The 22,707-nt window shown below is 65.2% G+C and carries 2 protein-coding genes (1 of these 2 only partly in view); both read left to right on the top strand.

Features of this window, described 5'->3' with window-relative positions:
* A protein-coding gene (locus HV782_RS17245) for a non-ribosomal peptide synthetase (RefSeq protein WP_217890321.1) crosses the window boundary here: on the top strand, positions 1-4,888 show its end. The gene continues 8,126 nt to the left of window position 1, outside the view; the window shows 4,888 of its 13,014 coding nt (coding positions 8,127-13,014); its start codon lies beyond the left edge, outside the window; the stop codon is at positions 4,886-4,888.
* Positions 4,885-22,707, top strand: a complete 17,823-nt coding sequence (locus HV782_RS17240) for a non-ribosomal peptide synthase/polyketide synthase (RefSeq protein WP_217890320.1) — start codon at positions 4,885-4,887, stop codon at positions 22,705-22,707. Before HV782_RS17245 ends, HV782_RS17240 begins: the two co-directional genes overlap by 4 nt.

The following is a 22,707-nucleotide window of genomic DNA, read 5'->3' as shown; positions in this document are numbered from 1 at the left end:
GGTGGTGCAGGGCGCGCAGCAACTGACCTATGCGCAACTCAATCAGCAGGCCAATCGCCTGGCCCATCACTTGCTCGGCCTCGGCGTGCAACCGGACGACCGGATCGCCGTGTGCCTGCAACGCAGCCCGCAAATGCTGGTGGCGCTGCTGGCGATCCTCAAGGCCGGCGCCGGTTACGTGCCGGTCGATCCGGCGTACCCGGCGGAACGCATCGCTTACCTGTTGCAGGACAGCGATCCGGTGGCGGTGCTGGCACAGGCCTCGACCCGTGAGCTGTTGGGCCGGGTGCCGGTGATCGACCTCGACCAGGACATCTGGCAGCACCTGTCCGACGCCAATCCGCAACTGCCGACATTGACCCCGGCGCATCTGGCCTATGTGATCTACACGTCGGGTTCGACCGGCCAGCCGAAAGGCGTGATGGTCGAACATGCGACCCTGGAAAACCTCGTGCACTGGCACTGCGAGGCGTTCGACCTGCGCGCGGGCAGCCACACCGCGAGTGTCGCCGGTTGCGGTTTTGACGCGATGGCCTGGGAAGTCTGGCCGGCGCTGTGCGTCGGTGCGACCCTGCATTTGCCGCCGCAGTCGATCGGCAACGAACACCTCGACGACTTGCTCGACTGGTGGTGCGCGCAACCGTTGCAGGTCAGCTTCCTGCCGACTCCGATCGCCGAATACGCCTTCAGTCGCGAGCTGCAGCACCCGACGCTGCGCACGTTGTTGATTGGCGGCGATCGCCTGCGCCAGTTCCCCCACGAACACAGCTTTGCGGTGATCAACAACTACGGCCCGACCGAGGCCACGGTGGTCGCGACCTCCGGCCAGATCAATGCCGGCCGGCTGCTGCACATCGGCCGGCCCGTCAGCAACGCCAAAGTCTACCTGCTCGATGATCAGCAACGGCCGGTGCCGGTGGGCGTGACGGGTGAGTTGTACGTCGGTGGCGCGGGGGTGGCCCGGGGTTATCTGAACCGCCGTGATCTGAGCGCCGAACGCTTCCTCGAAGACCCGTTCAGCGACGAACCGCAGGCGCGCATGTACCGCACCGGCGACCTCGCGCGCTGGTTGGCCGATGGCAACATCGAGTACCTGGGGCGTAACGACGATCAGGTCAAACTGCGCGGCGTGCGCGTGGAACTGGGGGAAATCGACGCCGCGCTGTCGAGTCATCCGGCGGTGCAGGACGCGGTGGTGCTGGTGCGCGAGGCGCGTTTGATCGCCTGGTTCACGGCGCGCTCGGCAGTCGACATCGAGGACCTGCGCCTGCATCTGCAGGCACGCTTGCCGCAGGCCTTGGTGCCCGCCGCTTATGTGCGCCTGTCGGCGCTGCCGTTGACCGCCAACGGCAAACTCGACCGCAAGGCCTTGCCCGAACCGGATCAGGACGCCTGGCTCAGCCGCGAATACGTTGCACCGCAAGGTTCAGTGGAAACCGCGCTGGCGCAGGTCTGGGCCGAGGTGTTGCAGGTCGAGCAGGTCGGGCGTCACGACAACTTTTTCGAACTGGGCGGCCATTCGCTGCTGGCGGTGAGCCTGATCGAACGTATGCGTCAGCTCGGCCTGAGCACCGACGTGCGCGTGCTGTTCAGCCAGCCGACCCTCGCCGCGCTGGCCGCCGCCGTGGGCAGCGGCCGCGAAGTCGAAGTGCCGGCCAACCTGATTCCGAGCGGATGCACGCACATCACCCCGCAGATGCTGACGTTGCTGCAACTGGATCAGCCGAGTATCGAGCGGGTGGTCGCGACGGTGCCGGGTGGCGCGGCCAACGTGCAGGATATTTACCCGTTGGCGCCGCTGCAGGAAGGCATTCTTTATCACCACTTGAGCGCCGCGCAGGGCGATCCGTACCTGCTGCAATCGCGCCTTGCATTCGACAGCCTCGAACGCTTGCAAGCCTTCGCCGCCGCGCTGCGTCAGGTCATGGCCCGTCACGACATCCTGCGCAGCGGGGTGGTCTGGGAGGGCTTGGCGACGCCGGTGCAAGTGGTCTGGCGTGAGGCGCAACTGCCGGTTCAGGAGGTCATCCTCGACCCGGCGGCCGGCGATGTTCTGGCGCAGTTGTACGAGCGTTTCGACGCGCGGCATTACCGCATCGAGCTCAGTCAGGCACCGTTGATTCGTCTGGCCCATGTGCAAGACCCGGCCAATGATCGGGTGGTCGCGATGCTGCTGTTCCATCACATCGCCATGGACCACACGGCGCTGGCCGTGGTCCAGGAAGAAATGCAGGTGATCCTTTTCGGCCACGGCCAGGCACCGCTGCCGGCGGTGCCATACCGCAACTACGTGGCGCAGACGCGCCTGGGCGTCAGTGAGCAGGAACATGAAGCGTTCTTCCGCACGATGCTCGGTGACATTGACGAGCCGACGCTGCCGTTCGGTCTGCTTGACGTACACGGCGACGGCAGTGACATCGAAGAAGTGCGCCAGAGCGTGCCCGAAGCCCTGGCCCTGCGCTTGCGTGGCCAGGCGCGGCAACTCGGGGTGAGTGTCGCCAGCCTGTTCCACTTGGCGTGGGCGCAGGTCCTGGCCGCGACTTCCGGGCAGGAGCGCGTGGTGTTCGGCACCGTGCTGTTGGGCCGGATGCAGGGCGGCAGCGGTGCCGATCGCGGCCTGGGCATGTTCATCAACACCTTGCCGTTGCGCGTCGATCTGGGCGACACCCCGGTGCGTGCCGGCGTCCGTGCGACCCACGCCCGACTGACCGCGTTGCTCGGCCACGAACATGCGTCACTGGCGCTGGCCCAGCGTTGCAGCGGTGTGGCAGCGCCGGCGCCGCTGTTCAGCGCCATGCTCAACTACCGCCACAGCGTCAGCGAGGAACAGCAGCAGGCCGCTCGCCTGAGCTGGCAAGGCATTCATAACCTGTCCAGCGAAGAGCGCACCAACTATCCGCTGAGCCTGAACGTCGATGACCTCGGCCAGGGCTTTTACCTCACAGCGATGATCCCTTCGCGCATCGGCGCGGCGCGGGTCTGTGGCTACCTGCAACAGGCGTTGTCGGGGCTGGTCGAGGCGCTGGAGCAGACACCGCAGCAGGCGTTGAACCGTTTACCGGTGTTACCGGATGGCGAACGTCGGCAACTGCTGTTCGGCCTCAATGCCACTGACGTCGATTACGATCTGGAGCAGACGATTCATGGGCTGTTCGAGGCGCAAGTGCAGCGCTCGCCGCAGGCGCCGGCGGTGGTGGCCGGTGAGCAGTCGCTGACCTTCGCCGAACTCAATGCGCGGGCCAATCAACTGGCGCGGCACTTGCGCGGGGTGGGGGTGCAGGCCGATTCGCGGGTGGCGATCTGCGTCGAACGCAGTCTGGACATGGTGGTCGGGCTGCTGGCGATTCTCAAGGCCGGCGGCGGTTATGTGCCGCTCGACCCGGCGTACCCGTTGGAGCGTCTGGCCTACATGCTGGAAGACAGTGCGCCACTGGCGGTGCTGGTGCAGGGTTCGACGCGTTCGTTGCTCGGCGACGTCACGGTGCCGTTGATCGATCTGGATCAGCCGCACTGGCAATCGCAACCGGCGGACAATCTGTCAGCACCGGAATTGACCCCGCACCACACGGCTTACGTGATTTACACCTCGGGTTCCACCGGGCAACCCAAAGGCGTGATCAACGAACACGCCGGGGTGGTCAACCGCTTGTTGTGGATGCAGGACGCTTATCAGCTGACGGCGGCCGACACGGTATTGCAGAAGACGCCGTTCAGCTTCGACGTGTCGGTGTGGGAGTTCTTCTGGCCATTGATGACCGGCGCCCGACTGGTCATGGCAAGGCCCGAGGGGCATAAGGATCCGCAGTATCTCAGCGAAGTGATCGAGCGCGAGCACATCACCACGCTGCACTTTGTGCCGTCGATGCTCGACGTGTTCCTCACCCATGCTGAAACTGCACGTTGCGGCGGATTGCGGCAGGTCATGTGCAGTGGCGAAGCCTTGCCGGGCAGCATCGTTCGGCGTTTCAAACAGCAAGTGCCGGGCGCAGCGTTGTACAACCTGTACGGCCCGACCGAAGCGGCGGTGGACGTCACCGCGTGGGATTGCGCCGGGCCGCTGGAGCAAACCCCGGACAACACGCCGATCGGCAAACCGATCGCCAACACCCGGATGTACATCCTCGATGCGCAACAACAGCCCGTGCCCCAAGGCGTGGTCGGCGAGTTGTATATCGGCGGCGTGCAGGTGGCCCGTGGTTATCTGAACCGCCCGGAACTGAGCGCCGAACGCTTCCTCGACGATCCATTTCAGGCAAACGGACGCATGTACCGCACCGGCGACGTCGCGCGCTATCTGGCCGACGGCAATATCGAATACCTCGGCCGCAACGACGATCAGGTGAAGATCCGTGGCTTGCGCATCGAACTCGGTGAAATCCAGGCCCGCCTGACTCAGGTCGATGGTGTACAGGAAGCCGCCGTGCTGGCTCGTGAAGACGTACCTGGCGACAAGCGTCTGGTCGCGTATTACACCGGCGCGGCGCTGGACATCGAGGCACTGCGCCGGCAATTGCTCGAGCATTTGCCGGACTACATGGTGCCCGCCGTGTTCGTGCACCTCGACACGTTGCCGCTCAGCCCCAACGGCAAACTTGACCGCAAGGCGCTACCGGCGCCGGATCTGACCGCGTTGACCACGCGCGAATACCAAGCCCCGGTCGGCGAAGTGGAAATCGCGCTGGCGCAACTCTGGGCCGAATTGCTCAACGTCGAGCGGGTGGGGCGTCACGACCATTTCTTTGAACTGGGTGGTCACTCGCTGCTGGCGGTCAGTCTGATCGGCCGGCTGCGTCAGGAAGGCATGGAAGCCGATGTCAGGTCGTTGTTCGAACATCCGACCCTGGCCGGTTACGCCGCAATTACGGAAAGAATGGAGATCGTCCTGTGAACGTGATCGAACTGTTGGCCACATTGAAGGCTAAAGATATTCAGCTGGCGGTCACGGATGACCAGTTGCGGGTCAACGGCAACAAACAGGCCTTGAGCGATCCGGCATTGCTGGCGCTGTTGCGCGAGCACAAACCGGCGCTGATCGAACTGATCAAGGCCGGGCAATACTCGGCCACCCGACACGGGCAGGTCGAGGTGCCGGCCAATGGCATTGTTCCGGGGACGACACGCATCACACCGGCGATGCTGACCCTGGTCGAACTCGACCAGGCCACCATCGACCGTCTCGTTGAGCAAGTGCCCGGCGGTGCGGCCAACGTGCAGGACATTTATCCGCTGGCGCCGCTGCAGGAAGGCATCCTCTATCACCACGCCAGCGGCGGCGAGGGCGATCCGTATGTCATGCAGTCGCACTTCGCCTTTGCCAGCCGTGAACGCTTTCAGGCGTTCGCCCACGCCCTGCAAAGCGTGATTGATCGCCACGACATCCTGCGCACTGCGGTGTTCTGGGAAGGGCTGGATGCGCCGGTGCAAGTGGTCTGGCGTCGGGCCGAACTGCCGATGGAGGAAGTGCTGCCCCCGACAGCCGACAGCGACGTGCTGGCGTACCTGCACGAACGTTTTGACGCCCGGCATTTTCGCCTCGACGTCAGCCGCGCACCGTTGATGCGCCTGGCCCATGCCTGGGACGAAGCCGGGCAGCGGGTGATCGCCACGTTGCTGTTCCATCACATGGCCCTCGATCACTCGGCCCTCGACGTGGTGCGTCATGAAATGCGCGCCTGCCTCACCGGACAAACTGAATCACTCGGGCGCCCGGTGCCGTTTCGCAATTACGTGGCCCAGGCGCGACTGGGCGTCAGCGAAGCCGAGCACGAGGCGTTCTTCCGCGACATGCTCGGCGATGTCGACGAGCCGACACTGCCTTACGGTCTGCAAGACGTGCAGGGTGACGGCAGCCAGATCGAAGAGTTGAGCGTGCCGGTCGAGGCGCTGCTGGGGCAGCGTTTGCGTGCTCAGGCGCGCACGCTCGGGGTGAGTGCCGCGAGCCTGTTTCACCTCGGCTGGGCGCAAGTGCTGGCGGCGCTCACCGGCAAGCAACAGGTGGTGTTCGGCACGGTGCTGATGGGGCGCATGCAGGGCGCCGAAGCGATTGACCGGGCGCTGGGGATTTTCATCAACACCTTGCCGCTGCGGGTGGATATCGACGGCGAGGACGTGCGTGCGGCGGTCAACGCCACGCACGCTCGGCTGACCACGCTGATGCGCCACGAATACGCGCCGCTGGCCCTGGCCCAGCGGTGCAGTCACGTGGTGGCGCCGACACCGTTGTTCAGCACGCTGCTCAATTATCGCCACAGCCACGACGTCGCCACGGCCAGTGCGCAAACCCTTGCAGCATGGGAGGGCATCACCACCCTGAGTTCCGAGGAACGCACCAACTACCCGTTGACCCTGAGCGTCGATGACCTCGGTGAGCGTTTCCATCTGACCTTGCTGGCCAGTACGCAAACCCATCCGCAGCGGGTCTGCGACTACATGCTCTGCGCGCTGGAAAACCTTGTGCTGGCGCTGGAGCAGGCGCCGCAGACGCCGGTCAATCAACTGCCGATCCTGCCGGCGGCGGAGCGGGCGCAGGTGCTGTTTGGCTTCAATGCCACGCAGGCGCAAGGCCTGACCGGGTTGCCCCTTCACCAGCGTTTCGAGGCGCAGGTGGCCGAGCGGCCTGAGGCGTTGGCGGCGGTGTTTGGCGATGCGCAAATGACCTACGCCGAACTCAACCGCGAGGCCAACGTCCTGGCGCATCACTTGATCGACCTGGGGGTAAAACCTGACGACCGTGTGGCCATCGTCGCCCGCCGTGGCCTCGAAACGCTGGTCGGGCTGGTCGCGATTCTCAAGGCCGGCGCCGGTTACGTGCCGGTTGATCCCGCACATCCGGCCGAGCGTTTGCATTATTTGCTCGATGACAGTGCGCCAGTGGCGGTTCTGACCCAGAGCCGTCTGCGTGAGCGCCTGCCGGCTCTGAGCGTGCCGGTGATCGACCTCGACCGCCGCACCTGGCCGCAGCGCGTTACCCATGACCCACAAGTGCCGGGCCTGAGCACTGCGCACCTGGCCTACGTGATTTACACCTCGGGCTCCACCGGCCTGCCCAAAGGCGTGATGGTCGAACACCACACCTTGAGCAACCTGGTCGATTGGCATTGCACAGCGTTCGACCTGTGCGCGGGTCGCCACACTTCAAGCCTCGCCGGGTTCGGTTTCGATGCGATGGCCTGGGAAGTCTGGCCGGCGCTGTGCGCCGGCGCGACCCTGCATCTGGCACCGACCCATGAGGGCGGCGAAGACATCGACGCGTTGCTTGAATGGTGGCGCGCGCAACCGCTGGACGTGAGCTTCCTGCCGACACCGGTGGCCGAATACGCCTTCAGCCAGAACCTCGAACACCCGACCCTGCGCACACTGTTGATCGGTGGTGACCGCTTGCGTCAGTTCAACCGCAACCAGCATTTCGACGTGATCAACAACTACGGCCCGACCGAGGCCACGGTGGTCGCGACCTCCGGCCTGGTGCAAAGCGGCGACGCGCTGCATATCGGCAAACCGGTGAGCAACGCCACGGTGTACCTGCTCGATGAACAGCAACGCCCGGTGCCGATTGGCGTTGCCGGCGAGTTGTATGTCGGCGGTGCCGGCGTCGCCCGGGGCTACCTGAATCGCCCGCAGATGACTGCCGAGCGTTTCCTGCGTGACCCGTTCAGCAGTGCGCCGAATGCTCGGATGTACCGCACCGGCGATCTTGCGCGCTGGCGCGAGGACGGCACCATCGAATACCTGGGGCGCAATGACGATCAGGTGAAAATTCGCGGCGTGCGCATCGAACTGGGGGAAATCGAAACCTGCCTCAACCAGTTGCCGGGGATTCAGGAAGCGGTGCTGCTGGTCCGCGAAGACCAGCCCGGCCAGCCACGGCTGGTGGCGTACTTCACCGAACAGGCCCAGGTCGAAGCCTTGCCGGTGGGCGAGTTGCGTGCGCAGTTGCTCAGCCGTTTGCCGGAATACATGGTGCCGACGGCGTTCGTCCGGCTCGGCGCACTGCCGCTGACCGCCAACGGCAAGGTCGACCGCAAGGCTCTGCCGGCACCGGAGCTGACGGCGCTGTTCACCCGCGAATACGTGGCACCCGAAGGCGAGGTGGAAACCGCACTGGCGCACATCTGGGTCGACGTGCTGCAGGTCGAGCGGGTCGGGCGTCAGGATCACTTTTTCGAACTCGGCGGCCACTCGCTGCTGGCGATGCGCATGGTTGCGCAGGTGCGTCAGCGGCTGGGGGTCGAACTGGCGCTGAGCGATCTGTTCGCCAATGCCAAACTGGCGGCGGTGGCTGCCGTCCTCAGTGAGGCCGGGCGTTGCACCCAGCCGCAGATGCTGCCGGTGCCGCGCGACGGCGCCTTGCCGCTGTCGTTCGCCCAGCAGCGCCTGTGGTTTCTGGCGCAAATGGAAGGCGCCAACACCGCCTACAACATTCCCGTGGCCCTGCGCCTGCGCGGGCACTTGCATGACGATGCGCTGCAACGCGCACTGGCGCGGATCGTCGCCCGCCACGAAACCTTGCGCAGCCGCTTCACTCAGTACAACGACGAAGCGCAGGTGCTGATTGCGCCGGTGGATACCGGTCTGTTGCTGCGCGTCGAAGATCTGCGCCAGCACCGGCAACCCGACGAAGCCTTGCAGGCGCTGATTCAGGGCGAAGCGTCGGGGCCGTTCGACTTGCAGGACGATCCGCTGATTCGCGGACGTCTGGTGCGGCTGGCCGACGATCACCATGTGCTGTTGCTGACCCTGCACCACATCATCTCCGATGGCTGGTCGATGGGCGTACTGACCCGCGAATTGATGACGCTGTACCAGGCGTTCAGTCACGGTCAGCCGGATCCATTGCCGCCGCTGACGCTGCAATACACCGATTACGCAATCTGGCAGCGGCGCTGGCTCAGCGGTGAAGTGCTGCAGCGCCAGAGTGAGTTCTGGCAACAGACGCTGGCCGGGGCGCCGGCGTTGCTGATGCTGCCGAGCGACCGTCCGCGTCCGGCGCAGCAGGACTACGCCGGCAGCAGTGTCGCGGTGGTACTCGACGAACGCCTCAGCGCCGGGCTCAAGGCGTTGGGGCAGCGGCATGGCGTGACCCTGTACATGACGCTGATGAGTGCCTGGGCAATGTTGCTCAGTCGTTTGTCCGGTCAGGCGGAGGTGGTGATCGGTTCGCCGGTGGCCAACCGCAACCGCGCCGAGATCGAAGGGCTGATCGGCATGTTCGTCAACACGTTGGCCCTGCGCATCGACACGTCGGGTGAACTCAGCGTCGAAGGGCTGCTGGCGCGGGTCAAGGCGCTGACGCTGGCGGCCCAGGCGCATCAGGATCTGCCGTTCGAGCAGGTGGTGGAAATCGTCCGGCCGGTGCGCAGTCTGGCGCACAGTCCGTTGTTCCAGACCTTGCTCAGTTGGGACGGTCTGGAAAGCCCGGCGCTGGCTCTGGGTGACCTGAGCCTGGAAGGTCTGGCCGAACCGAGCCACTTTGCCAAGTTCGATTTGTCGTTGAGTCTGAGTGACGCCGGCGGGGCGATTCGCGGGTCGCTGGAGTACGCCACGGCGCTGTTCGATGAAGCCACAGTGCAGCGCTTTGTCGGGTACTTCGAGCGCTTGTTGCAGGCGATGGTTGCCAACGATCAGGCGGTGCTGGAGCACGCACCGCTGTTGCTGCAGCAAGAGCAGCAGCGCTTGCTGGTCGAGTTCAATGCCACTGACGTCGATTACGATCTGGAGCAGACGATTCATGGGCTGTTCGAGGCGCAAGTGCAGCGCTCGCCGCAGGCGCCGGCGGTGGTGGCCGCTGAGCAGTCACTGACCTTCGCCGAACTCAATGCGCGGGCCAATCAACTGGCGCGGCACTTGCGCGGAGTGGGGGTGCAGGCCGATTCGCGGGTGGCGATCTGCGTCGAACGCAGTCTGGACATGGTGGTCGGGCTGCTGGCGATTCTCAAGGCCGGCGGCGGTTATGTGCCGCTGGACCCGGCGTACCCGCTGGAGCGTCTGGCCTACATGCTGGAAGACAGTGCACCGCTGGCGGTGTTGGTGCAGGGTTCGACGCGTTCGTTGCTCGGTAACGTCACGGTGCCGTTGATCGATCTGGATCAGCCGCACTGGCAATCGCAACCGGCGGACAATCTGTCAGCACCGGAATTGACCCCGCACCACACGGCTTACGTGATTTACACCTCGGGTTCCACCGGGCAACCCAAAGGCGTGATCAACGAACACGCCGGGGTGGTCAACCGCTTGCTGTGGATGCAGGACGCTTATCAGCTGACAGCGGCCGACACGGTATTGCAGAAGACGCCGTTCAGCTTCGACGTGTCGGTGTGGGAGTTCTTCTGGCCGTTGATGACCGGCGCCCGACTGGTCATGGCAAGGCCTGAGGGGCACAAGGATCCGCAGTACCTCAGCGAAGTGATCGAGCGCGAGCACATCACCACGCTGCACTTTGTGCCGTCGATGCTCGACGTGTTCCTCACCCACGGCGACACCACGCGTTGCAGCGGATTGCGTCAGGTCATGTGCAGTGGCGAAGCCTTGCCGGGCAGCATCGTTCGGCGTTTCAAACAGCAAGTGCCAGGCAGCAAATTGCACAACCTGTACGGCCCGACCGAAGCGGCGGTGGACGTCACCGCGTGGGATTGCGCCGGGCCGCTGGAGCAAACTCCGGACAATACGCCGATCGGCAAACCGATCGCCAACACCCGGATGTACATCCTCGATGCGCAACAACAGCCCGTGCCCCAAGGCGTGGTCGGCGAGTTGTACATCGGCGGCGTGCAAGTGGCCCGTGGTTATCTGAATCGCCCGGAGCTGAGCGCCGAACGCTTCCTCGACGATCCATTTCAGGCAAACGGACGCATGTACCGCACCGGCGACGTCGCGCGCTATCTGGCCGACGGCAATATCGAATACCTCGGCCGCAACGACGATCAGGTGAAGATCCGTGGCTTGCGCATCGAACTCGGTGAAATCCAGGCCCGCCTGACTCAGGTCGATGGTGTACAGGAAGCCGCCGTGCTGGCTCGCGAAGACGTACCTGGCGACAAGCGTCTGGTCGCGTATTACACCGGCGCCCGCCTCGAAATCGACGTTCTGCGCAGTCACCTGCTGGAGCATTTGCCGGACTACATGGTGCCCGCCGTGTTCGTGCACCTCGACACATTGCCGCTCAGCCCCAACGGCAAACTTGACCGCAAGGCGCTACCGGCGCCGGATCTGACCGCGTTGACCACGCGCGAATACCAAGCCCCGGTCGGCGAAGTGGAAATCGCGCTGGCGCAACTCTGGGCCGAATTGCTCAACGTCGAGCGGGTGGGGCGTCACGACCATTTCTTTGAACTGGGCGGCCACTCTTTGCTGGCGGTCAACCTGGTGGCGAAAATGCGCCGCGCCGGCCTGAGCGCCGACATTCGAGTGCTGTTCAACCAGCCGACGCTGGCCGCACTCGCCGCTGCGGTCGGTGGCGAGCCGGACGCCGAAGTGCCGGCCAACCGCATCCCTGCGGATTGCACGCGCATCACCCCGGATCTGCTGCCGCTGGTGACGCTCGACCAGCCAACCCTTGACCGTATTGTCGCCAGCATCCCCGGCGGTGCGGCCAACGTGCAGGATATCTACCCTCTGGCGCCGTTGCAGACCGGCATCCTGTTCCATCATTTGTCTGCCGCTCAGGGCGATCCGTATGTGTTGCAGGCGCAGTTCGCGTTTGCCGATGAACAACGTCTGAACAGCTTTACCCAAGCCTTGCAGCAGGTGATCCAGCGTCATGACATTCTGCGCACCTCGCTGTTCTGGGACGGCCTGCCAGACCCGGTGCAAGTGGTCTGGCGGCAGGCATCGCTGGTCTGTGAAAACGTCGCGCTGGAAGCGGCGGACGTTGATGCTCTGGCGCAGTTGCGCTGCCACTTTGACGCCGGGCATTACCGCATGGCCGTCGATCAGGCACCGCTGATGCGCGTGGTCCACACCTGGGACGCGGCCAATCAACGTGTCGTTGCGTTGCTGCTGTTCCATCACCTGGTGATGGATCACGTGGCGCTGGAGGTGCTGCAACAGGAAATGCAGGCCTTCCTCGTTGGCCAGCCGCAACGCCTGCCCGAGCCGGTGCCGTACCGCAATTACGTGGCGCACACTCTGGCGGGGCTGAGCGATGAGCAGCACGAAGGCTTCTTCCGCGAGATGCTCGGCGACGTCGACGAACCGACCCTGCCATACGGCCAGAACCCGGCCCTGCAAGAACAGGCGCAGAAGGCTCAGCTGACTCTCGATGCCACGCTGAACCACGAGATCCGCCGTCAGGCCCGGCGCCTCGGCGTCAGTGCTGCGAGTCTGATGCACCTGGCCTGGGCGCAGGTGCTGGGGCAATTGTCGGGGCGCGACGATGTGGTGTTCGGCACGGTGTTGCTCGGGCGCTTGCAGGGCGGCGAGGGGGCGGAACGGGCACTCGGGGTGTTCATCAACACCTTGCCGCTGCGCCTTGATTTGCGCGCGCACAGCGTCAAGGGCGCGGCGCTGGCCACGCACCAACGCCTGAGCCAGTTGCTGCAGCACGAACACGCGCAGCTGGCGCGCATCCAGCATTGCAGCGCGATGGCGCCGACCACGCCGCTGTTCAGTACGCTGTTCAATTACCGTCACGGCGCCTCGTCGGGCGCGCCTTCTGCCGAAGCCACAGCGGCGTGGCACGGCATGCAATTGCTTGAGGCCGAAGAGCACAGCAACTATCGCCTGACCCTCAGCGTCGATGACTTCGGTGAAGGTTTCAGCCTGACCGCACTGGCCGGTGCCGGCCTCGATGCACGGCGCATTTGCAGCTATTTGCAGTGCGCCTTGCACGCCTTGCTGGAGGCGCTGGAACACGCGCCGCATCAGGGTTTTGAGCACGTGTCGATTTTGCCGGCCGATGAACGCGCACAGCTATTGATCGACTTCAACGCCACCCGCGCCGATTATCCGCAAGGGCTGACGATCGCTCAGCGCTTCGAACAGCAAGTGGCCGAGCGGCCGGACGCGCCGGCAGCGGTGTTTGCCGAGGCACCCCTGAGTTATGCCGGGTTGAACCGACAGGCCAACGCACTGGCGCATCATCTGATTGCGTCGGGGGTGAAGCCCGACGACCGCGTGGCCATCGTCGCCCGTCGTGGCCTCGATACGCTGGTCGGACTGGTGGCGATTCTCAAGGCTGGCGCCGGTTATGTGCCAATCGATCCGGCGCATCCGGCCGAGCGCTTGAACTACCTGTTGACGGACAGTGCGCCAGTCGCCGTGCTTACCCAAAGTACGTTGCGCGAACGTCTGCCAGCATTGGCAGTGCCGGTGATCGACCTTGACCGGCACCTGTGGCCAAGCGACCACAGCGACAATCCTGTTCTGCCGGGCCTGACCCCGCAGCATCTGGCGTATGTGATCTACACTTCCGGCTCCACCGGCCTGCCCAAAGGCGTGATGGTCGAACACCACACGCTGAGCAATCTGGTCGATTGGCACTGCGAGGCATTCGAGTTGCGCGCCGGCGGCCAAACGTCAAGCCTGGCCGGGTTCGGCTTCGACGCGATGGCCTGGGAGGTCTGGCCGGCGTTGTGCGTTGGTGCGACCCTGCACCTGGCGCCCACCCATGACGGCAATGAAGACATCGACGCCTTGCTCCACTGGTGGCGCGCACAGCCATTGGACGTCAGCTTCCTGCCGACCCCGGTGGCCGAATACGCCTTCAGCCAGAATCTGCCGCATCCGACCCTGAAAACCCTGTTGATTGGCGGCGATCGTCTGCGCCGGTTCAACGCCAACCAGCCGTTCCGGGTGATCAACAACTACGGCCCGACCGAGGCCACGGTGGTGGCGACCTCCGGACTGGTCGAAGCCGGACAGGCGTTGCATATCGGCAAACCGGTGAGCAACGCCACGGTGTATCTGCTCGATGAACAGCATCGCCTCGTGCCGCTGGGAGTGATGGGCGAGTTGTACGTCGGCGGTGCCGGCGTGGCCCGGGGTTATCTGAATCGTCCTGAACTGACGGCGGAACGCTTTCTGCACGACCCGTTCAGCACGGCGCCGAATGCGCGCATGTACCGCAGCGGCGACCTGGCGCGCTGGCGCGAGGACGGCACCCTGGAATACCTCGGGCGCAACGATGATCAGGTCAAGATCCGCGGCGTACGCATCGAACCGGGCGAAATCGAAACCTGCCTCAACCAGCTCGACGCAATCAGGGACGCGGTGTTGCTGGCACGTGAGGATGAGCCCGGCCAGCCACGGCTGGTGGCGTATTACACCGAACAGGGCGAGTCGCTGAGCGTTGGCCAGTTGCGCGCACACCTGCTGGCGCAACTGCCGGAGTACATGGTGCCTGCCGCTTTTGTCAGGCTCGATGCATGGCCGTTGACCGCCAACGGCAAGGTCGACCGCAAGGCCTTGCCGGCACCGGATCTGGCCGCGCTGTTGACCCGCGAGTACGCCGCGCCGCAAGGCGAGCCGGAAACCACCCTGGCGCAGATCTGGGCCGAGGTGCTGCAGGTAGAGCGGGTCGGACGCCATGATCATTTCTTCGAACTCGGCGGTCACTCGCTGCTGGCGATGCGCATGGTCGCTCAGGTGCGCCAGCAACTGGGCCTGGAACTGGCCCTGGCCGACCTGTTCGCCAACCCTGAACTGGCGGCCGTTGCCCGGTGCCTGTGCGCAGCGGACGTCAGCAGCCGGGCGCAAATCCTGCCGGTCACGCGTGACGGCACCTTGTCCTTCGCCCAGCAGCGCCTGTGGTTCCTGGCGCAGATGGCGGGCGGTAACTCGGCGTACAACATTCCGATTGGCCTGCATTTGCGCGGGCGGCTCGACGGTGACGCCCTGCAACGTTCGCTGGCGCAGATCGTGGCGCGTCACGAAACCTTGCGCAGCCGTTTCCTGAGCATTGACGATGCCGCGCAGGTCGCTATCGCCCCGGTCGGCAGCGGCATGGTGTTGCAGGTCGAAGACCTGCGCCGGCACCCGCAGGCCGAAGCGACCTTGCAAACGTTGACAGCACAGGAAGCCGCGACAGCGTTCGATCTGCAGAACGATCCGCCGATTCGCGGGCGTCTGGTACGAATGGCCGACGAGCATCACGTGCTGTTGCTGACCGTGCATCACATCGTCGCCGACGGCTGGTCGATGGGCGTGCTGACCCGCGAACTGATGGCGCTGTATCAGGCGTTCAGCCACGGACAGCCCGATCCATTGCCGCCGCTGGCGTTGCAATACGGCGACTACGCGGTCTGGCAACGGCGCTGGCTCAGTGGCGAGGTGTTGCAGCGCCAGAGCGATTACTGGCAGCAGACCCTCGACGGCGCGCCGGCCCTGTTGACCTTGCCCACCGACCGGCCGCGTCCGGCGCAGCAGGATTACGCCGGGCGTCGCGTCGAAGTGCTGCTGGATGCGCGCCTGAGTGCCGGGCTCAAGGCCTTGAGTCAGCGGCATGGCGTCACCTTGTTCATGACCGTGCTCAGTGCCTGGTCGCTGTTGATGAGTCGGTTGTCCGGGCAGGCCGACGTGGTGATCGGCGCGCCAGTGGCCAACCGCACCCGTGCCGAGATCGAAGGCTTGATCGGCATGTTCGTCAACACCCTGGCCTTGCGCATCGACACCTCCGGCGCACCGAGCGTCGAAGCGCTGCTGGCGCGGGTCAAGGCGGTGACGCTGGCCGCGCAGGCCCATCAGGATCTGCCGTTCGAGCAGGTGGTGGAAATCGTCAGGCCGGTGCGCAGTCTGGCCCACAGTCCGTTGTTCCAGACCACCTTGAGCTGGGACAGCAGCGTCGGGCCGGATCTGGCGCTGGGCGAACTGACCCTGCAAGCGCTGGCCAGCGCCGGCGATGTTGCCAAGTTCGACCTGACCTTGACCCTGGGCGAAGTCGGCGAGGGGATTCGCGGTTCACTCGAATACGCCACGGCGTTGTTCGATGAAGCGACGATCCTGCGTTATGTCGGCTACTTCCAGCGACTATTGGCGGCCATGGTCGGCGATGATCACACGGTACTGGAGCAGGTGCCGTTGCTGGCGGCGGACGAGCGTCAGCGCTTGCTGCACGACTTCAACGCCACCGCCCGTGACTACCCGCAGGCGCTGACCGTGCACGGGGTGTTCCAGCAACAGGCGGCGGCGCATCCCAAAGCGGTGGCGGCGGTGCATGGTGCGCAGTCGCTGAGCTACTTCGAGCTGAATGCACGGGCCAATCGTCTGGCCCATCACTTGATCGGCCACGGCGTGCAACCGGGGGATCGCGTGGCGATCCTGCTGCCGCGGTCGCTGGAATTGCTGGTCGCGCAACTGGCGATTGCCAAGTGTGCGGCAGCTTACGTGCCGCTGGATATCCATGCACCGAGCGAACGCCAGGCATTCATGGTCGAGGACTGTCAGGCCGTGGCGTTGCTGACCCTCAGCAGCGAAGCGATCGACTTTAGCGTGGCGCGCATCGACCTGGATCGCCTGACGCTCAGCGACCAGCCGACGCACAACCCGAATCGGCTGCAGTCCTCGGAATCGCTGGCGTACGTCATGTACACCTCGGGCTCCACGGGCACCCCGAAAGGTGTGATGGTGCCGCACCGTGGCATCGGCCGCCTGGTGCTGAACAACGGCTATGCCGATTTCAATGCGCAGGACCGCGTGGTGTTCGCCTCGAACCCGGCGTTCGATGCCAGCACCATGGACATCTGGGGGCCGCTGCTCAATGGCGGGCGCGTGGTGGTCATCGACCATCAGACCCTGCTCGACCCGCACGCCTTTGGCCGGGAACTGAGCGCCAGCGGGGCGACGATCCTGTTCGTCACCACGGCGCTGTTCAACCAGTACGTGCAACTGATTCCGCAGGCGCTCAAAGACCTGCGCATTCTGTTGTGCGGGGGCGAGCGCGGCGATCCGGCGGCGTTCCGCACGTTGCTGGCCGAGGCGCCGGCGCTGCGCCTCGTGCATTGCTACGGCCCGACTGAAACCACCACCTACGCGACGACCTTCGAAGTGCAGCAGGTGGCGGAAAACGCCGAGAGCGTGCCGATTGGCGGGCCGATTGCCAACACGCAGGTCTACGTGCTCGATGCCCATCAGCAACTGGTGCCCCAGGGCGTGACCGGCGAGTTGTACATCGGCGGGCAGGGCGTGGCGCTGGGGTATCTCAACCGTGCGGATCTGACCGCCGAGAAATTCCTCCGTGATCCGTTCAGCGACCAGCCCGGCGCGCTGCTGTATCGCACTGGCGACCTCGTGCGGTGGCTGGCGCCGGGGCAACTGGAGTGCATCGGGCGTAACGATGATCAAGTGAAAATTCGCGGCTTCCGCATCGAACTCGGGGAAATCGAAAATCGCTTGCTCAACTGCGCCGGGATCAAGGAAGCGGTGGTGCTGGCGCGCCGCGACGGCCAGGAAAACGCACGTTTGGTGGCGTACTACACCGTCCACGATCAATCCGTAGACAGTGCCGACCTGCACGCGCAATTGCAGGCACGGCTGCCGGAATACATGGTGCCGAGCGCCTGGGTGCAACTTGAGGCCCTGCCGCTGAACAACAACGGCAAGATCGACCGCAAGGCCCTGCCGGCACCGACGCAGGCGGCACTGCTCAGCCGGGTCTATGTGGCCCCGGCGACGCCTTTGGAACAGCGCCTGGCCCAGGTCTGGGCCGAGGTGTTGCAGGTTGCCCAGGTCGGGCGTCACGACAACTTCTTTGAACTGGGCGGGCACTCGCTGCTGGCGATGCGCATGCTGTCGCAGGTGCGCCAGCAACTGGGCGTGGAGCTGACATTGGCCGAGCTGTTTGCCAATTCGGAGCTGGCGGCCGTGGCCGAGGTGCTCAGCCGCGCCGGGTACAGCACGTTGCCGGACATTCTGCCGGCGCCGCGTGATCAAGCGTTGCCGCTATCGTTTGCCCAACAGCGTCTGTGGTTCCTGGCACAAATGGGCGGTGGCCACTCGGCGTACAACATCCCGGTCGGCCTGCGCCTGCGCGGGCGCCTCGATGAAGTGGCCCTGCAACGGGCACTGGCGCGGATCGTCGCACGCCATGAAACCCTGCGCAGCCGCTTCATCCAGCGCGACGACGAGGCGCAGGTGCTGATCCGCGAGGAGCAGAGCGGTTTGCTGCTGCAGGTCGAAGACTTGCGTGAGCACCCGCAGGCCGATGACGCCTTGCGTCGCTTGAGCGAGGCCGAAGCGTCGGCGCCGTTCAATCTGCAACATGATTCGCTGATCCGTGGCCGTCTGGTGCGGCTGGCCGACGATCACCACGTGCTGTTGCTGACGCTGCATCACATCATCTCCGACGGCTGGTCGATGGGCGTGCTGACCCGCGAATTGGCGGCGCTGTATCAGGCGTTCAGCCACGGCGAAGCCGATCCGCTGCCGCCACTGCTGCTGCAATACACCGATTACGCGGTGTGGCAGCGGCGCTGGCTGAGTGGCGAGGTGCTGCAACGCCAGAGCGATTACTGGCAACAGACCCTGGCCGGTGCGCCGGCCTTGCTGACCTTGCCCACCGACCGGCCGCGTCCGGCGCAACAGGACCATAGCGGCGGCAGCGTCGAGGTGGTGTTGGGCGAGCCGGTCAGTGCCGGGCTCACGGCGCTATGCCAGCGTCGCGCAGTGACGCCGTACATGGTGATCATGAGCGCCTGGGCGATGACCCTCAGTCGCCTGTCCGGCCAGGCCGATGTGGTCATCGGTTCGCCGGTGGCCAACCGCACCCGCGCCGAGATCGAAGGCTTGATCGGCATGTTCGTCAACACCCTGGCCTTGCGCATCGACACCTCCGGCGAGCCGAGTGGCGAAGCCTTGCTGGCGCGGGTCAAGGCGCAAACCCTGCAGGCGCAGGCGCATCAGGACCTGCCGTTCGAGCAGGTGGTGGACATTTGCAAACCGCTGCGCAGCCTGTCCCATAGCGCGCTGTTCCAGACCCTGTTGAGCTGGGACAACAACGATGGGCCGAGTGTGAAACTGGGTGACCTGACTCTCGAAGGCGTGGCCGGGGCAGGGCGCTTCGTCAAGTTCGACCTGTCGCTGACCCTGGGCGCGCACGCAGACGGGATTCGCGGTGCGCTGAACTACGCCACGGCGTTGTTCGACGAGTCGACGATCCGCCGCTTTGTCGGTTATTTCCAGCAACTGCTGACGGCGCTGGTCAGCGATGATCAGACGGTGCTGGCGCAGGTACCGTTGCTCGACGCGCAGGAACGTCAGCGCTTGTTGATCGACTACAACGCGACCGAGGCCGATTGCCCGCTGGAGCAACCGCTGCACCGTTTGTTCGAGGAACAGGCACGGCTCAAACCGCAGGCGCTGGCGGTGCAGTCCGACGCTGGCAGTCTGACGTACCGCGAGCTTGATCAGCGCGCCAATCAGCTGGCTCATCACCTGCGTGCGCAAGGCGTGCAGCCGGAGGCGCGAGTGGCGATCTGCGTCGAGCGCGGGCTGGATCTGGTGGTCGGCCTGCTCGGGATTCTGAAAGCGGGCGGGGCGTATGTGCCGCTGGACCCGGGTTATCCGGCGGAACGACTGGCCTACATGCTCAAGGACAGCGCGCCGGTGGCGGTGCTGGTGCAGGCGGCGACGCGTTCGTTGTTCGCCGAGTCGGCGGCCGGGCTGATCGAGCTTGATCGCAGCACCTGGCAGCAGCTGCCGGATCATGCTCCGCAGGTGCCGGGCCTGAGTGCTGCGAACCTTGCGTACATGATCTACACCTCGGGTTCCACGGGGCTGCCGAAGGGCGTGATGATCGAACACCGCAGCGCCTGCAACATGGTGCATTGGGGCTCGCAGATCAGTTCGCCAACCGCGCACGGCGCGTTGTTGCAAAAGGCGCCGTTCAGCTTCGACAGCTCCGTGTGGGAAATCTTCTGGCCGCTGTGTACCGGGTTGCGCCTGGTGCTTGCACGGCCCGACGGCAACCGTGATTCGGCGTATGTGGTGCGGGCCATTCGCGAGCACAACGTGACGGTGGTGAAGTTCGTGCCGGCGCTGCTGCAGGACTTTATCGAGCAGGACGATGTCAGCCAGTGCACCAGCCTCACCGATGTGCTGAATGGTGGCGGCGAGCTCAGTGCTGCGCTGGTTCGGCAAGTGCGCCAGCGCCTGCCGTGGGTGCGTTTGCACAACGTCTATGGCCCGACTGAAACCACCGTCGACAGCACCGGCTGGACGCTGGAACCGGGCATGTCGCTGCCGGACAGCGTGGTGCCGATCGGCAAGGCGCTGAGCAACACTCGCCTGTACGTTCTCGATGACCATGATCAACCGGTGCCGCAAGGCGTCAGCGGTCAGTTGCACATCGGCGGCGTGGGGGTGGCGCGGGGTTATCACGGCTTGCCGCAGATGCAGGCCGAGCGCTTTATCGACAGTCCGTTTGTGCCGGGGGACCGGCTGTATCGCACTGGCGATCTGGCGCGCTATTGCCATGACGGCAACCTCGAATTCCTCGGCCGCAACGACTTCCAGATCAAGCTGCGCGGGTTACGTCTGGAACCCGGCGAGATCGAAGCGCGGCTGATTGAGCATCCGGCGCTCCGCGACGCGGTGGTGATGGTGCGCGACGAACGTCTGGTGGCCTGGTACACCGTGCGTGCCGGGATCGAGACGCCAGGTCTGGAAGCCTTGCGCGCGCATGTGCTGGAACGCTTGCCGGAATACATGGTGCCCGGCGCCTTCGTGCTGCTCGATGCGTTGCCGCTGACACCGAACGACAAGGTCGACCGCAAGGCTCTGCCGGAACCGGGTGTGGACGCGTTGATCAGCCGCCCTTACGTGGCGCCGCAAGGTGAAACCGAAACCACCATGGCGCGGGTCTGGGCCGAGGTGCTGGGTGTCGAACAGGTCGGTCGTCACGACAACTTCTTTGAGCTGGGCGGGCATTCGTTGCTCGCGGTGCGGTTGGTCAATCAGCTGCAACGGGCCGGTCTGCAAGTGTCGCTGGCCGAGCTGTTCCAGCACCCGAGTGTCGAATCCGCCGCTGCGTTGCTGGGGCAGGGCGAGAGCGCCGGGGAACCGGACGGACTGGTCGTGGTGCGCGCCGGGGATCACGGTACGCCGCTGTTCCTGCTGCATGAGTTCAGTGGCCGCGACGTGTACTTCCCGACGCTGGCGCAGCACATTGGCGGGACGTTCCCGATTTACGGCCTGCCCGGCGTGCCGCTTGGACAGCCGCAGTTGCGCACCCTCGAGTGCATGGCTCGGCGCATGGCCGGGATCATCCGTTCGGTGCAGGCGCAGGGGCCGTATCGGCTGGCGGGCTGGTCGTTCGGTGGCGTACTGGCCCATGAGGTCGCCCAGCAGTTGCTCGGTCAGGATCAGGTGGTGGACTTCATCGGCCTGCTCGACAGCTACGCGCCCAACTCGCTGGCGCAGGACAAGGCGCTGTGGAGTGGCGAGGGGCTGGACAAGCGCCAGTTGCTTGGCCATTGCCGTGGCCGTTCGCTGATGCTCGGTGCCGACGGCGCCAGCGCACTGGCGGCGGTGCAGGCGCTGGAAGACGTCGCCGGCGCAATGGATTTCGATCAGTTGTTCCAGCGTTGCCTGGCACAGCACTTGACCGATCCGGAGCTGGCCACGGTCAGCGCCGCGGATGCCCGGCATTACTTTGATCGCGAAGCGGCGCATCGCCTGGCACTGGCGCATTACCGGGTCAGCCCGGCGAGCCAGACGATCCATCTGTTCCGCGCTCAGGAGCTGATGGACGGGCAGTCTCTGCCCAGCCCGACGCGGGGTTGGGAAGCGCGGTTCGCCAGCCATTGGCTGCACTGCATCGACATCCCCGGCGATCACCGCACCATGATGAAGGCGCCGCATATCCAGGCGTTGGGGCAGGCCATCACGCAGGCGCTGGACGCCGTGCAACCCCCTGAGCCTGCACAGTACCAGCCGCTCCTGACGATCCAGACCGGACAGTTGGGACATGCGCCGATTTTCTGTGTGCCGGGGGCCGGTGACAGCGTCACGGGGTTTATTCACCTGACCGAAGCCATTGGCCCGGAATGGCCGATCATCGGCCTGCAACCGCGGGGGCTGGACGGCATCGGCGTGCCGCACAGTCAGGTCGAGGCGGCTGCGGCGTTCTATCTGCAAGCCATCGAGCAGCTATACCCGCAAGGCCCGGTGCACCTGATCGGCCATTCGTTCGGCGGTTGGGTCGCGCATGCCATGGCTGCGCAGTTGCAAGCGCAGGGACGTGAAGTGGCGTCGCTGACGTTGATCGACAGCGAGGCGCCGGGCGGCAACGGCACGGCAGGCAAGCCGTATACCGGCACGGCGGCGCTGCAGCGCTTGATCGACACGCTGCAACTGTCCAGCGGCAAGTCGTTGGGCATTGATCCGCAGGCCTTCGTCAACGCCGATGACGCCACGCAACTGCGCCTGCTGCATGCCGGCATGGTCCGCGCCGGCGTGTTGTCGGAGCGCGCGGCGCCGGATGCGATGCACGGCCCGGTGCGCACCTTCGCCACGGCGCTGCGCACGGTCTATCAACCGCCACTGACCTACACCGGGCCGGTGCGGCTGGTGCTGGTCGATGATCCGACCCTGGACGCGTGGGGCAATCAGCGCGAGCAGGCGGCGATGCTTGAAGGCTGGCAGCGTCATGTCAACGACCTCGCCGTGTGGTACGGGCCGGGCAACCATTTCACGATTCTCAAGGCGCCCAACGTCTTCAGCTTCGCGGCGTGGTGGCATGACGGCTTGGCGGTGCCGGTGGGCAAAGTGTTGTCCTGA

Source organism: Pseudomonas monsensis, from assembly GCF_014268495.2.
GTDB classification, from domain to species: Bacteria; Pseudomonadota; Gammaproteobacteria; order Pseudomonadales; family Pseudomonadaceae; genus Aquipseudomonas; species Aquipseudomonas monsensis.
Note: the sequence above shows the minus strand (reverse complement) of the source record. Positions and strands in the feature narration are given on the sequence as shown.